We start from the raw sequence: 14,221 nt of genomic DNA, 5'->3' as shown, positions 1-14,221 counted from the left end.
TAGCCCCGGTGCATCAGCCAGGCCGGAAGTCCCTTGATCACGATGCGCTTGTACTGGAAGATGCCCCGTCCCAGACCCAGCGTCGCCACCACTCCCAAACTGCTGTGGCGGTAGTCACGGACCCTTCCCCCACGCAGGTCGGCCACGATGTTCTTCGCGAGGCGCTTGCCCTGCCGCACGGCGTGCTGCGCGTTCGGCACCGTGTGTGCTCCCGGCACTGGGGAAGCCAGGTCGGGAACGGCCGCATCGTCTCCCGCCGCCCACACATCCGGCACGGGCTCGCTCTCGGTGCCGACCCGAAGATCGGCCCGGACCACGAGCAGGCCCCGCTCGTCGACCGGCAGGTCCGTGTGGTTGTGCACGACGGGGTTGGAGGCGTTGCCGGCGGTCCAGACGATCAGCGCCGAGTCGAACTCCTTTCCGTCGGAGAGCACTACATGCCCGTCCGCGGCGGAGACGAGTTGTGTGTTCAGGTGGACGTGGGCGCCACGGCGCTCCAAGGAGCTCACCACCCAGGCTCCGGGCTTGTCGCCCACCTCGGGCAGGATGCGACCCCGGGCCTCGACCAGATGGAAGGAGAGGTCGTCCATGCTCAGCTCCGGATAGGACTTGAGCATCGCGCTCGCCAGCGACAGCAGTTCACCGAAACCCTCGACGCCGGAGAACCCACCGCCCACGAACGTGACGGTGAGCAGCCTCTGTCGTTCGGCGCCGGGCGGCAGCGACGCAGCCTGATCGAACGCGGTCATCAGACGATCACGAACGGCCACAGCCTCCTCCACGTGCTTCAGGCCGATCGCCTGCTGGGCAAGGCCGGGGATGGGGAAAGTGCGGGTCACTGCGCCGGCGGTGACCACGAGGGTGTCGTAACGCAGTTGATGGTCGGGGCCGTTCACGGGCCTGACGGTGACCGTCCGGTCCGCGTTGCGGATCTCGGTCACACTCCCCGCGATCAGCCGGGTGCGGCGCAGGTGCCGCCGCAACGACACGGCGGCGTGGCGTGCCTCGACCGAGCCGGCCGTCACCTCGGGCAGGAAGGGCTGGTAGGTCATGTAGGGGCGCGGGTCGACGACCGTGACCCTCGCCTCACCTGTACGCAGCTTCTTCTCGAGGCGCCAGGCGGTGTAGAACCCTGCGTAGCCGCCACCGACGATCAGAATCTCACGCATGCTTTCCTCTGTTCGTTGTTCGACACCACATAGACAGGTCGGCGCGGGGTGGTGTGACAGTCAGGGGCGGTGAAAAGCCTCTCCGGGTCGCTCCGCAGGTGCGGTGCCCGCCCGGGCGTGGGCCGTCCGGAGGCGTGGCATTGCGTGTGGGTGGCCGATACGGCTCCGCCAGTCGCGGGCGAACTGCACGCGCGCCGGGTGGAGATGAGGCGTTCCCCGGTCGAGGAACGCCTCGTCCTGTTACGGACGGGAGGGCCTGTGCTTGGGCGTCCCTGGCGAACCGAGGTCTGCGGGCACCGAGGAATCAGTCGATCACGGTGGCCCGCCAGGTCTCCTCGTCGGTGTCCAGGAGCGCCGCGACGAGGGAGGGGTCCGGCAGCGGGCCGTGGTCGGCGGCGACCCTCAGGGCCGAGGCCGCGGTCAGATGGCCGAGGCGCAGGGCGCGGTCCACGGGCAACTGCCGCAGCAGACCGCTGAGGAATCCCGCGGCGAAGGCGTCGCCCGCGCCGACGGGTTCGGCGACGCGCACCTTCAGGGCGGGCACGCTGTGGACGGCATCCCCGACGAAGGCGGTGGCGGCGCGGTCCCCGTCCTTCACGACGAGGACGTGCGGGCCGGACAGGAGCGTACGCACCCCGTCGGCGTCGGTGATCCCGTCCCCCCACAGGGCCTGGGCCTCGTCGAGGCCGACGAGCACGATGTCAGCCAGGTCCGCGAGCGGGCGCAGCACGTCCGCGGCGGAGCGGCCGGCCCACAGGGCGGGGCGGTGGTTGACGTCGAAGCTGACGGGCCAGGGGCGGTCGGGGCGTAGCGCCCGTTCGACCAGGGCGCGGCAGCCGGACGACAGTGCGGGGGTGATCCCGCTGAGGTGCACGAGCGCGGCGCCCGCGAGCGCCGGGTCGTCGAGCACGTCGGGGGTGAGGGCCGAGGCGGCGGATCCGGCGCGGTGGTAGTGGACACGGGTGCCGTGCGGGCCCGGGTCCTTGAGCAGCAGTCCGGTGGGCCGTTCCGGGTCGATGCGTACACCGCTCACGTCGACGCCGCTCGCGGCGATCCGGGCGCGGACGCGGCGGCCGAAGGGGTCGTCGCCGACCGCGGAGACCCAGCGAGCGGGGATGCCGTGGTCGGCGAGGTAGAGGGCGACGTTCGACTCGGCACCCGCGACGTCGACGCGCAGCAGGTCGGCGCCGTCCAACGGCCCGAGGGGGTCGGGGGCGAGGGCGGCCATGGTCTCGCCGACGCAGACCACGGGGCCGCCGTGACGCAGTGGCCGGTGGGTGCTCATGGTGGGCTTCCTAGAGTGTGTCGGCGCGGTCCGCCGGGTCCGGGGCGGAGGGGACCGCCGGGCGGTACGGGGCGGCCGGGACGCCGGGGACGTCCACCCGGACCGCGAAGACCGCGCCGTCGAGGGGTCCAGGGTCGGTCAGGCCGATGTGCGCGCTGGTGACCAGGAGCGTACGGCCGTCAGGGCCGCCGAGGCAGAGTCCCGCGGGCTGCCCGGCAGGCAGGTCGACGATGCGGTCGAGGGTGCCGTCGGGACGGTAGCGGTGGACCTGCCCGGTGCCCCAGACGGCGGTCCACAGGCCGCCCTCGACGTCGGTGGTCATGCCGTCGGGGCTGCCGGACTCGACGGTGACGAAGGTTTCGGGGGCGCCCGGGTCGCCGCTCACCGGATCGACCGGGTAGCGGCGGATGACGCCCCGGGCGCTGTCGGCGAGGTACATGAGGGTGCCGTCGGTACTGAAGGCCGGGCCGTTCGGGATCGTGATGTCGCGCAGTGCACGGGTGACGCTGCCGTCGCGGTCCAGGCGGTAGAGGGAGCCCGCGTCCTCGGTACCCTCGTACGCCATGCTGCCGGCCCAGAAGCGCCCGTGCGGATCGGCGACACCGTCGTTCATGCGCATCGCCACGGGTGCGTCGTCCTCGAGGCGCACGATCCAGTCGACGTTGCCATCGGGGTCGATACGGCAGATGCCGGTGCCCGCCGCCGCGATCCAGTGGCCGGGACGCCCTTCCACCGGTGCCACGGCGCCCAGGGGGAAGGGCAGTTGAGTGATCGGGGCGAGCGGTGTGTCGGGCCCGTCGGGCAGGGCGAGCAGCCGGCCGGTGAGGATGTCGGTCAGCACGGCACGGCCGTCCGTCCAGCGGATGCCCTCGCCCAGTTCCAGGCGGTCGGTCCCGAGGACCGCGGGAGCGGTCACGGACGGGCCTCCGAGCGGACGACGTCCAGGAACGCGCGGGCGCGCTCGCGCAGGGCGGTGAGGTCGCCGCCCGCGGCGGCGTCGCCGACGAGGGGCGACCCGACGCCGACGGCCGTGGCCCCCTCGCGCAGATAGTCGGCGGCCGCGACCGCGTCCACTCCGCCGACCGGTACGAAGGGCAGGTCGGGGTAGGGGCCGCGCAGGTCCTTCAGATAGCCGGGGCCCCCGGCGCTGCCCGCCGGGAAGAGTTTGAAGGCGTCGGCGCCGAGGCGCTGTGCCTGGAGGATGTCGGTCGGGGTCATCACACCGGCGAGCACGGGGAGTCCGAGTTCCCGCCCGGTGGCGACGCCGTCGCTGACCGCCGGTGTGACGAGGAAGGTGGCGCCGGCCTTCTGGGCGGCCCGGGCGTCGTCGGAGCTGAGCACGGTTCCGGCGCCGAGCGTCGCGTCGGGGCCGAGCGCGGCGCGGGCCCGCGCGATGACGTCGAGCGCGTCACGCCCTGACAGGGAGATCTCGATGAGGGTGACGCCCTCCTCGGCGAGAGTGAGCACGGTGGTCAGCGCGGCGTCCGGGTCGCTGCCGCGGACGATGGCGAGCAGCCGGTGGGCGCGCAGCGCGGCGAGCAGGTTCATCCGGCATCCCTTCTGGTGACGGGGGGTTCAGGGGCGGCGGGTCGCGGTGACGGTGAGCCGCCAGGCGACCTCGCCGGTCGGCGGTACGACGGCGGTGTCCCCGTCGTCCGCCGCGGCGCGGTCGAAGACGCGGCCGAGCATCGGCTCGACGCCGATCGAACGGTACGGCGCGTCCTGGGGGAAGCCGCCGAGGTTGCGCCAGAGGGCGACCGCGACCGGCTGGCCGTCGGCCTCGACGGACAGGTGCAGCGTATCGGCGCCGTCGTGCACGGAGACCTGGGGGGTGAGGACGACCGCTCCGACGGCGCTCGCGTCGTCCGGGCCGAGCCGGTCCAGCGGTACGCCGGCGACGGTGGGCCAGGCGCCGGCGACCCAGCGGTCGCCCTCGTCCGGGTAGAGCCGGGTCACCGCCGGTCCGGCGACGCCGATCCGGGCGGCCGGTGAGAGGTCCAGCAGGGCGTGGGCGGCCCACACGAAGCGGTAGCCGGGCTCGGCGGCGAGTGTGTAGTCGGCGACGACCGCGTCCTCTCGCTCGCGGATGCGCCGGGTCAGGCGGAAGTCGAGGCACTCCACGACGTCCCCCTCCTCGGCCCTCCGCCAGGTCCGCGACCAGGCGTCGCCGTGGTCGGGCAGCCCGCGCACGGTGGGCACGCACTCCTCCAGCCCGCCGGCGTCGGCGAAGGGGTCTCCGGGCCGCACGACGCGGCGGCGGGGCTCGTCGCGGTGCCACAGCCACTCGCGGCCACCCGCCGTCAGCGACGTCCAGCGCCCTCCGTGGGCCACGTCGGTGGCGACGCGGACGGGCAGTCGCATGAAGCTCACCATTCGGCGAAGGAGCCGTCGGCGTGCCGCCAGACGGGGTTGCGCCAGGTGTGGCCGGACCGGTCGGCGGCGCGCACCGCGTCCTCGTCCACGGCGATGCCGAGTCCGGGCAGCCCGGTGCGGTGCGCCTGGCCGTCGACGAAGCGGAAGGGCTCGGTGTCAACCAGGTAGGAGAGCAGGTCGGCGTCCTTGTTGTAGTGGATGCCCCGGCTCTGCTCCTGGATCAGGAAGTTGGGCGTGGCGAAGGCGACCTGGAGGCTGGCAGCCAGCGCTATGGGGCCGAGGGGGCAGTGCGGCGCCAGGTGGGCGCCGAAGGTCTCGGCGAGCGAGGCGATCCGGGTGACCTCCGATATCCCGCCGGCGTGGGACAGGTCCGGCTGGGCCACGGCGACACCTGCGGTCAGGGCGGGGAGGAAGTCGGCCCGCCCGTAGAGCCGTTCACCGGTGGCGAGCGGCACCGACGAGGCGGCGACCAGGCCCGGCAGCAGGTGCGCCTGCTCGGGCAGAACCGGCTCCTCCACGAACATCGGGTGCAGCGGGGCTATCTCGTGCAGCACACGCCGTGCATTGGCCGCGCCGAAGCGGCCGTGGAAGTCGACGGCGACGTCGCGGTGCGGGCCCAGGGCCTCGCGGGCGACCGCGACACGCTCGACGACCGCGGCCGTCTCGGCGGGGCTGCCGATCGGCGGGGTGCGCCCGGCGGCGTTCATCTTGACGGCGGTGAAGCCCGCCTCCACCTGGGCGGTGACCTCTTCCTTGAGTCGCTCGGGTTCGTCGCCGCCGACCCAGGCGTACACCCGGACCGTGTCGCGGACCGGGCCGCCGAGCAGGGTGTGCACGGGCACCCCGAGGGCGCGTCCCGCGATGTCCCACAAGGCCTGGTCGATGCCGGCGACGGCGCTGGAGAGGACCGGGCCACCCCGGTAGAAGCCGCCCTTGCTCAGCACCTGCCAGTGGTCCTGGATGCGCAGCGGGTCCTGGCCCACCAAGTGCTCCGCCAACACCTCGACGGCCGACCTGACCACCTCGGCCCTGCCCTCCACCACCGGCTCGCCCCAGCCGACGACGCCGTCGTCGGTCTCGATGCGGCAGAACAGCCAGCGGGGCGGGATGAGAAAGGTTTCGACGCGCGCGATCTTCACTGTGCCTGGCCGTCCTTCTGTTCGGCGGAACCGTCCGCGCCGCCCTCGGGCGCGTGCGGCCCGCTGACCTTGTCGAGATCGCGCGTCGCCTGGTCGAGCAGGGCGCGCATGGCGTGTTCCGCGGCGTCCGGGTCCCGGTCGCGCACGGCGTCGAGGACGGCGCGGTGGCTGGGGACCGGGTCCTCGCTGTGCGGGGCGCTGTGCACGAGCTGGTCGCGCTGGGCGAGGCCCGCCTCGATGACCATCTCCATGCGTTCCAGCAGTTCGTTGTGGGTGGCCGCGAGCAGCGCCCGGTGGAAGGCGAGGTCGGCCTCGACGGCGTCGCTCGCACCGCCTTCCTGGCCCATGGCAGTCAGTGCCGTCTCCAGTGCCTCGAGGTCGGCGTCGGTGCGCCGGTCCGCCGCGAGGCGTACGGCGGCGGGCTCGATGATGCCGCGGACCTCGCCGAGGTTGCGCAGCAGTGCGGGGTCGGCACCGGTGCCGCTGCCCTCGGCGAACTGCCAGCGCAGCACGTCGGCGTCGAGCAGGTTCCAGTCGGAGCGGGGCCTGACGAAGGTGCCCCGCTTCTGCCGGGCGTCGACCATGCCCTTGGCCGCGAGCACCTTCAGGGACTCGCGCAGGGCCGTCAGGCTGACGTCCAGCTCGCTCTGCAGGGCCGCCATGTCGAGCGTCGCGCCCTCGGGGATCTCGCCGCTGAGCACCCGGCGGGCGAGGGTCTCCACGGTCTGGCCGTGCACTCCGCGGCGCGCGTATGGCGTCATGTGTATGCCTTTCTTGCTGGTCGGTCGTTGGCTGGAGCGGTCGGTTCCGTCAGGCGGAGGACTTGGTGACGCTCCAGCCGCCGTCCACGAGCAGGCTCGATCCGGTGATGTAGGAGGCTTCGTCGGCGGCGAGGAAGGCGACGGCGGCGGCGACCTCCTCGGGAGTGCCGAAGCGGCGGGCCGCGGTCTCCGCGACGCTGAGCTCACGCTCGGCCTGCGGCACCCGGTCCCAGGCGGCGGTCAGGATCGGCCCCGGCAGCACCGCGTTGACCCGGACGTCCGGGCCGTACTCGACGGCGAGTTGACCGCACAGCGACAGCAGGGCGCCCTTGCTCGCCGCGTACGCCGGGTGGCCGGGGATGCCCCGGTGCGCGTGCACGGAGGAGACGAGCACCACGGCCCCGCCGTGCTCGCGCAGGTCCGGCAGTGCCGCCTTGACGCCGAGGAAGGCACCGGTGAGGTTGACCGAGAGCTGCCGTTCCCAGGAGGCGAGGCTGGTCTCGTGGGCGGGTGCGACCGCTACCGTGTACGCGTTGCTGACCAGGACGCCCACCGGCCCGAAGCCGTGCGCGGCCGTGATCACCCGCTGCCAGTCGTCCTCGCTCGCGACATCGGCGGTGACGAAGAGGGCCTGGGCCCCGTCCTTGCGCAGCCGCTCGGCGGTCTCCTCGCCGCGCTCGGCGGCGATGTCGACGAGGACGACGGCCGCGCCCTCCGCGGCGAGGCGTGCCGCGGTGGCCGCGCCGATGCCCGACGCGGCGCCCGTGACGACGGCGACGCGGTTGGTGAAGCGGGCGGCTTGGTTCATGGGGTGGATCTTCTCCTGTTCGAGAGGCAGGTGGGGTGCTGATTCTCCCGCGGTCGTCACTGACGGGCCAGAACGGTCATCTCCGCGTCGTGTGCGGCGGTCCAGGCGTACGGCAGCCCCGAGTGGAGCAGATACGCCCCGCTGTAGCGGGTGCCGGTGGTGGTGTGGGTGTAGACGGCGTTCGGGGCGATCCCGCGCAGTCGCAGCCGGGCAGGCCGTCCGGGCACCAGGGGCGCGCCGTCGAGCGGGCCGGTGCTCCAGGCCGTCACCACCAGGCGGGCGCCGCCCGGTTCCTCGTACTGGATGCCGTACGTCGGGTCGGCGGGGCTGCCCAGCAGGCGTACCTCGCCGTGGTGGACGACGTCCCGGATCTCCTTGTAGCGGGCGATCCACTGCGCGGCCTCGGCGCGCTGCTCCGGCGTCCAATGACGGATGTCGGCGCCGATGCCGAGCGCGCCTGCCATGGAGTTGACGAAGCGGAAGGCGAGGGAGCGCGGCCGGGGGTCGAAGACGCCGGGGGCGTCGGTGACCCAGGAGCTCATGGTGTGCGGGGCGTGCGCGTGGAGGTAGCCGTACTGGATGCGCAGCCGGTCCATGGGCGCGGTGTTGTCGCTGGGCCACACCACGTCGGTGCGGGCGATGGTGGCGTGTTCGACACGGGCGCCGCCGCCCGCGCAGCCCTCGACCGTGACGTGCGGGTGGGTGGTGCGCAGGTGGTCCAGGACACGGAGGTAGCCGGACACGTGTGCGGCGTCGAGGTCCTGCCGCTCGGGGTCGGGACCCGCCGGGTGGCCGGGGCGGCCGCGCTCGGTGGGCGGACGGTTCATGTCCCACTTGAGGTAGCTGATCGCGTGGGAGCCGAGCAGCCGGTCGAGGGTGCCGATGACGAATTCCTGGACGTCCTCGCGGCCGAGGTCCAGCAGCAGCTGGTTGCGCACGAGCGTGGCCGGGCGGCCGTCGATCCGGTAGACCCACTCGGGGTGTTCGGCGTAGAGCTTGGAGCGGGGGCTGATGCCTTCCGGCTCGACCCACAGGCCGAAGTCCAAGCCGAGGGCGCGGACGTCTTCGATGAACCGGTCGAATCCGCCGGGGAACTCGGCCGGGTCCGGGTCCCAGTCGCCGAGGCCGCCGGTGTCGTCGGGGCGTCCGGTGAACCAGCCGTCGTCGACGACGAAGAGTTCGGCGCCCAGCTCGGCGGCGATCTCGGCGAGCTCCAGCTGGCCGGCGGCGTCGACGTCGAAGCCGGTGGCCTCCCAGGAGTTGTAGAGGACCTTGCGGGGCCGGCCGATGCGCTCGCCGGTCAGGTGCCGCTCGTAGCGGTGCCAGACACGGGCCAGGCCGTCGAGGCCGTCCGGGCTGAAGGCGCAGGCCAGACGGGGCGTGACAAGGGTGGCGCCGGGGGCGAGGCGGACGGCACCTTCGTGGGGCACCCGCCCGGCGCGGACCCGTACGGCGCCGCCGGGCTCGGCGTCGGCGGTGATCCGCCAGTTGCCGGACCACTCCAGGGCGATGCCGTAGGTGGGGGTGGCGCCCTCGACAGGGGCTGCGGCGTCCTGGATCGCGAGCCAGGGGTGGTAGGCGTGGCCCGCCGAGCCCTGGGTGCTCTCCATCTCGAAGCGCCCGCGCTCCAGCTCCACGTCCCTGAGCTGGAACTCCTGCGACCACTGACCGGCCAGGTAGGTCAGCCGCGCGCCGCCCTGGACGGGCACGTTGACGGCGGCGGAGTCGAAGCGCTCGAGCCGTACCTCGTCCTCGCCGGTGCAGGTGAGTTCCGTCCAGCGCAGCACGACGTCGGTGCCGGGCACCGTCTTGTAGTGGAGCGTGGTGCGCAGCCCGAGGAGGCCGTCGGCGAACTCCAGGCGCAGTGCCCGGTCGCCGTCCTGCGTGGCGCCGGTGAATTGCCACCAGCTGCCGCGGTCGCCGCCGGGGTGGGAGGCGACCAGGTCGGCGCCGGTGAACGGCCGCATCCCGTACGGGATGTACTCGGCCGGTGCGGCGTCGGCGGGGGTGATGAAGTGGGTGCGGCGCGACCAGTCCAGGGGCGACGGCCCGTCCTCGGCGCCGTGCGGCCCCCAGGCGGCGAGCTCCGCCCAGCGTCCGTCGCCGCCGAGGGTGACGGCGTAGGTGGTGCTGTCGGTGCGCAGCAGCCACCGGTCGTGCACGGTCACTTCACGGCTCCGAGGTTCAGTCCGTCCACGAAGTGGCGCTGGAAGCGAAGGAAGACGGCCACCGTCGGGGCGGCGGCGATCACCGAGCCGGCCGCGATCACGTTCCACATGGACACGTACTGGCCCTGCAGTCCGATGAGCGAGGCGGTGATGGGCATCTGGCTGTCGGTGCGCAGCACCGTGATGGCCCACAGCAGGTCGTTGAAGATCCAGGTGAACGACAGGGCGGTCAGCGCGGCCAGTGCCGGGCGGGCCAGCGGCAGGATGATCCGCCAGTAGATCTGCCACGGGTTCGCGCCGTCGATGACGGCGGCCTGCTGGATCTCGCCGGGGATGGCCCGCATGAAGCCGTGCAGGACGAAGACGTAGAAGCCGACGCCGAAGCCGACCTGCACGCCGATCAGGGCGTACAACTGGTCGTAGATGCCCATCGCTTCGCTGAGCTTCGCGACCGGGATCAGCAGGATCTGCGGGGGCAGCAGGTTGCCGCCGAGCATGAGCAGCAGCACGCCGCGCCGGAAGGGCAGGTCGTAGCGGCTGAGCGCGAAGGCGGCCATGGAGGCGAGGCCGAGCGAGAGCACCACGGTGGGGATGGTGACCAGCAGGCTGTTGATGAGGGCGCGCTGCTGCCCGCCGTCCACCCACGCCTGGCGGAAGCTGTCGAAGGTGAACGAGTGCGGCCAGCTGCCCACCCCGTGCGCGGCGATGTCGTCGAACGTCCGGGTGCTGGTGATGAGCACGAGGACGATCGGCAGCAGCCACAGCGCGGACAGCAGGCCCGCGGTGAGGTGGAAGCCGGTGGTGCGCAGCATGCGGCTGCCCAGCAGGGGGCGGCGGGGCGCCGCTGCCTTGGCGGGACCGGCCTGACCCGCCGGGCCCTCGGCGTTCTTGGTGTGCGCGGCGGCGTGGGTGGCGGTCATCAGTCGGCCTCCCGGAAGGCACGCACGAGGTAACTCACGATGACGCCGAAGGCCAGCACGAAGATGACGACGGCGAGCGAGGAACCGTATCCCAGGCGCAAGGACTGGAACGCGGTGGAGTACATGTAGGTGCTCAGCAGTTCGGAGGAGTGGTAGGGGCCGCCGCGGGTGAGCGCCCACACCACGTCGAACGAGCGCAGCGAGTCAATGATGATCACCGACAGGACGACCGCGTTGACGCTGCGCAGCTGCGGCAGCGTGATGTACCGGAACTGCTGCCAGCGGGTGGCGCCGTCGACCTTGGCCGCCTCGTAGAGGACGGGGTCGATGCCCTTGAGGCCGGCCAGGTACAGCACCATCACATAGCCGACCTGGCGCCACAGCGCGGGCACGATCACCGCGTAGAAGGCCGTGTCCTGGTCGGCGAGCCAGGCGTGCTTCCAGCCGCCGAGACCGACCGCCTCGAGCACATTGTTGATCAAGCCGTCCGGCTGGTACATCGCCTGCCACACCAGCGCGGTCGCGACCAGTGAGAAGACCACCGGCAGGAAGAGCGCCGCCCGGTAGAACCCGATGCAGCGCCGCTCCTGCTGAAGCAGCAGCGCGGCACCGAGCCCAAGGACGGCGGAGAGCCCGCCGAAGAGCAGCAGCCACAGCACCGTGTTGATCGCGGCGGTGCGGAAGACCGCGTCGTTCAGCATCTCGCTGAAGTTGTCGAGGCCGACGAACGTCGGGGCCGTCAGGCCGTCCCAGGAGGTCAGGGAGAGGTAGAAGCCCTGGAGGGCCGGCCAGAAGACCCAGAACGCCTCGGCGAGCAGCGGGATGAGGACGAAGGCCAGGACCACCGGGGGCACCCGTGTGGCCCTGGACCGTCGTGTGGAGCCGAGCAGCGCCATTGTCACTGGCTCCAGATCTTCTGTGCGCTGCGCTGCCAAGTGGTGAGGATGGAGCCGATCTCCTTGGGCTTGGCCAGGTAGTGCACCAGCGCGGTGTCAGCCGTCGGCTGGAGGGCGTCGCTGGAGTCGCGGTTGAAGAACTGGGTGACCTCCGCGGCGCTCTCGACGAGCTTGCGGCCCTTGGCGACCAGCGGGGTGCCGGCGTCCTTGGCGTCGGGGTGCGTGGGCAGCACGGTGCCCGAGGAGCTCTTGATGTACAGCTCCTGCGACTCGGCGGTGGCCAGGTAGCGCAGCAGCTCCGCGACACCGTCGGCGCGCTTGGTGCGGGCGCTGGCGAAGTAGCCGTCGGTGGGCGCCTCTTCGGCGACCGGCACCTTGGCGTCGATGATCGGGAACTGGAAGAAGTCAATGTCCCCGAGCGCGTCCTTGGGCGCGGCGTCGGCGAAGAAGGTGCCGATCAGCATCATGCCGGTGCGGCCCTGCAGCAGGGAGGTGGTGGCGTCCTGGAAGGGGATCGCCGTGCCGTTGGGGTCGAAGAACGGGCGCGCCTCGTCCCAGCGGTCGAAGACCTTGCGGACCTCGGGGTCGGCGAAGCTGTGCTTGCCGGCCAGCAGTTCGCGGTGGTATGTGGCGCCGTTGACCCGGATGTTCAGGTAGTCGAACCAGGCGGAGGCGACCCACGGGGTGTCGCCGCCGGCGCCGAGGCCGATCGGGGCGACGCCCTTGCTCTTGAGCTTGTCGCACAGGTCGAGGAACTCGTCCCAGCTCTTGGGCTCCTGCACGCCCCACTTGGCGAAGTTGGACTTCCGGTAGAACATGCCCCACCAGTAGTAAGTGGTGGGCACGAAGACCTTCTTGCCGCTGGAGGTCGAGGTGCACAGCTTCTTCAGTGCGTCGGAGTAGCCGGAGAGCTCGGGCTTCGTCCAGACGTCGTCGAGGTCGAGGAGCAGGTCCTTCTTGGCGTACGACTCGGCGACGGAACCGGGGTACCAGGTGTAGACGTCCGGCGGGTTGGCCGAGGTGAGGTAGGTCGGCAGCTGTGTGCGGAAGGTCTCCGACGCAACGGTGTTGAGCTGCGCCCTGGTGTCGCCACGCTTGTCGAAGGCGGCGACGATCTGCTGCATCGCGGTCTTGGCCTGCGGGGAGGAGAGGTTGGACTGCAGGGTCACGGGGCCGCCGGACTTTCCTCCGGAGGCGGACGGGCTGTCGGTGACGCAGCTGCTGAGCAGCACGCCGGCGCCGACTGCGCCCGTTCCTGCGAGGAATCTGCGGCGGGTGGCGTTGAAGTCGGTCATCTGTGCACTCCCTAAGTGCCCACGGAACGGAGCTTGAGGCCCCCTGACGGCCCGGCTCCGGGCGCGGCAGGCACAGCCTGTCGCAGAGGTCCGGATACCGTCAAGATTAATTACTAATTTATTTTTCAGAGAGTGTGTATCCAGGCCGGAGACCCTGAGACACACCTGTTGCTGCCGGGCGATGCCGGCTGGTGCGGTGGTACGGGTTGAGCAGGTGAAACCAGGTGGAGCGGGGTCGGCGCGCGGAGCTCAGAGCTCGGTCCGGTGGACGCGGCCGTCCACTCCGCGGAAGGCGGCCGGCACGCCACCGTCCGGTCCGGCTACGGCACCGAGTGCGCCGTCGAAGGCGCCGCTGACGAAGTCGTTGTCCTTGCTCCTGCCGGCCCAGTCGCCGCACGCAGTCCAGCTGCGCATCCACAGCGTGCAGTCACCGGCACGGGCGTACGGGTGCACCGTGCCGCCGGGGGCCACCGGCGTCGGGCTGCCGCCGATCGTGCCGCCGAGGACCGTCCAGTCCGACCGGAGGCGTCGCGGGTCCGCGTCCAGACCGAGTCGTCGGGGGTGCGCACGGCCACATGCAGCCGACCCCCGTCGTCCACGACGCCCTACGGACGGCCGTAGAACGCCCGGTCCTGCGGGGCGCCCAGCGAGGTTTAGCCGGAGGCCGGGCCGCGCGACCAGAGCCTGCCGTCCGCACCGCGGGCGAAGAGCGTCCAGTCGTCCGGACCCGCGAAGGCCACGGTCGGCGCATCCGTCAGCGTGCCGCCCACGATGTTGTGGCCGCTGTCGCGCAACCCGCTGCCGACCAGGTGGTCGGCGACCTTTTTGACCTGGTCCTCGGTCGGGGCACCGAGCCCGTAGTAGGTGTTCCGTCCCATGTACGGCGTGCGGGCGAGGCCGCTGTCGTAATAGTGCGGCGCGCCCTGGTCGTCCGCGGCGTGTGCCGCCGGGAGGCCGACCCGACCAGCGCCGCAGCGCCGAGCACCGCCGCGGTCCGCCGCACACGCGCCGTCTCTGCACGATGCGAAGCCACCTGATTCTCCTGAGAGTTGGGGTACGCGGCACCATGCTCCAGTTGTCCCGGGCGCCGGTGCCACGGCGGAAACTGTGCCCAGGCCCCTGAAGTCTGTCAATATTAATTGCTAATTAACTTAAAAACGCGATCTCGGCGTGGCCTGACCGCCGTGCCGTCAAGTGATTCCTCGGGGCACGGCGATGCTCCGCTCCGGATACCGGCACACCAAAGTCGCCGTATCTCCCCTCTCGGATTACGGCGATCCCGGCGCCCGCCAGTACCCCTTCGGGCAAGTACCGGCGCGGCGCCGGGTGTTGACAGGTCTACGCGCGCGGGCCCCGAGGCGGCCACCCGGTCAGCGCCCCGCGCAAGGGCCGGAGTAGGCTCACGCG

At 72.0% G+C, this 14,221-nt stretch carries 14 protein-coding genes; all 14 read right to left on the bottom strand.

Features of this window, described 5'->3' with window-relative positions:
* On the bottom strand, nucleotides 1-1,169 hold a 1,169-nt coding region (locus tag VXC91_RS35190; protein WP_329511420.1), incomplete at its 3' end, for an NAD(P)/FAD-dependent oxidoreductase.
* A gap of 304 nt (nucleotides 1,170-1,473) precedes the next feature.
* On the bottom strand, nucleotides 1,474-2,454 hold the full coding sequence (locus tag VXC91_RS35185) for a sugar kinase (RefSeq protein ID WP_329511419.1): 981 nt from the start codon (nucleotides 2,452-2,454) through the stop codon (nucleotides 1,474-1,476).
* Nucleotides 2,455-2,464: 10 nt separating this feature from the next.
* On the bottom strand, nucleotides 2,465-3,370 hold the full coding sequence (locus tag VXC91_RS35180; RefSeq protein ID WP_329511418.1) for an SMP-30/gluconolactonase/LRE family protein: 906 nt from the start codon (nucleotides 3,368-3,370) through the stop codon (nucleotides 2,465-2,467).
* On the bottom strand, nucleotides 3,367-4,002 hold the full coding sequence (locus VXC91_RS35175; RefSeq protein ID WP_329511417.1) for a bifunctional 4-hydroxy-2-oxoglutarate aldolase/2-dehydro-3-deoxy-phosphogluconate aldolase: 636 nt from the start codon (nucleotides 4,000-4,002) through the stop codon (nucleotides 3,367-3,369). The genes VXC91_RS35180 and VXC91_RS35175 overlap by 4 nt, the downstream gene beginning before the upstream one ends.
* A gap of 27 nt (nucleotides 4,003-4,029) precedes the next feature.
* The gene (locus tag VXC91_RS35170; protein ID WP_329511416.1) at nucleotides 4,030-4,815 is read right to left on the bottom strand and encodes a hypothetical protein; all 786 of its coding nucleotides are present in this window, start codon (nucleotides 4,813-4,815) and stop codon (nucleotides 4,030-4,032) included.
* A gap of 5 nt (nucleotides 4,816-4,820) precedes the next feature.
* A complete protein-coding gene (gene dgoD / locus VXC91_RS35165) occupies nucleotides 4,821-5,966 on the bottom strand; it encodes a galactonate dehydratase (protein WP_329511415.1) in 1,146 nt (381 codons plus the stop codon).
* Nucleotides 5,963-6,727: a FadR/GntR family transcriptional regulator gene (locus tag VXC91_RS35160; RefSeq protein WP_329511414.1), complete on the bottom strand. Its 765-nt coding sequence runs from the start codon at nucleotides 6,725-6,727 to the stop codon at nucleotides 5,963-5,965. Before VXC91_RS35160 ends, dgoD begins: the two co-directional genes overlap by 4 nt.
* A gap of 49 nt (nucleotides 6,728-6,776) precedes the next feature.
* On the bottom strand, nucleotides 6,777-7,535 hold the full coding sequence (locus VXC91_RS35155) for an SDR family NAD(P)-dependent oxidoreductase (protein ID WP_329511413.1): 759 nt from the start codon (nucleotides 7,533-7,535) through the stop codon (nucleotides 6,777-6,779).
* 56 nt (nucleotides 7,536-7,591) lie between these two features.
* Nucleotides 7,592-9,703 carry an alpha-galactosidase gene (locus VXC91_RS35150; RefSeq protein WP_329511412.1) on the bottom strand — a complete coding sequence of 704 codons (2,112 nt, stop codon included), beginning with the start codon at nucleotides 9,701-9,703 and terminating at the stop codon, nucleotides 7,592-7,594.
* Entirely contained in the window at nucleotides 9,700-10,515 is an 816-nt protein-coding gene (locus VXC91_RS35145; RefSeq protein ID WP_329511422.1) for a carbohydrate ABC transporter permease, read from the bottom strand. Before VXC91_RS35145 ends, VXC91_RS35150 begins: the two co-directional genes overlap by 4 nt.
* Nucleotides 10,516-10,622: 107 nt before the next feature.
* Nucleotides 10,623-11,519: a carbohydrate ABC transporter permease gene (locus VXC91_RS35140; protein ID WP_329511421.1), complete on the bottom strand. Its 897-nt coding sequence runs from the start codon at nucleotides 11,517-11,519 to the stop codon at nucleotides 10,623-10,625.
* 2 nt (nucleotides 11,520-11,521) lie between these two features.
* A complete protein-coding gene (locus VXC91_RS35135; RefSeq protein WP_329511411.1) occupies nucleotides 11,522-12,814 on the bottom strand; it encodes an ABC transporter substrate-binding protein in 1,293 nt (430 codons plus the stop codon).
* 249 nt (nucleotides 12,815-13,063) lie between these two features.
* A complete protein-coding gene (locus VXC91_RS35130) occupies nucleotides 13,064-13,285 on the bottom strand; it encodes a hypothetical protein (RefSeq protein WP_329511410.1) in 222 nt (73 codons plus the stop codon).
* A 182-nt stretch (nucleotides 13,286-13,467) separates the two neighbouring features.
* On the bottom strand, nucleotides 13,468-13,692 hold the full coding sequence (locus tag VXC91_RS35125) for a hypothetical protein (protein WP_329511409.1): 225 nt from the start codon (nucleotides 13,690-13,692) through the stop codon (nucleotides 13,468-13,470).
* Between the last annotated feature and the right edge of the window lie 529 nt (nucleotides 13,693-14,221).

The sequence above is a fragment of the Streptomyces chiangmaiensis genome (assembly GCF_036281785.1).
GTDB lineage: Bacteria > Actinomycetota > Actinomycetes > Streptomycetales > Streptomycetaceae > Streptomyces > Streptomyces chiangmaiensis.
This window is presented reverse-complemented; position numbering and strand designations above follow the sequence as displayed.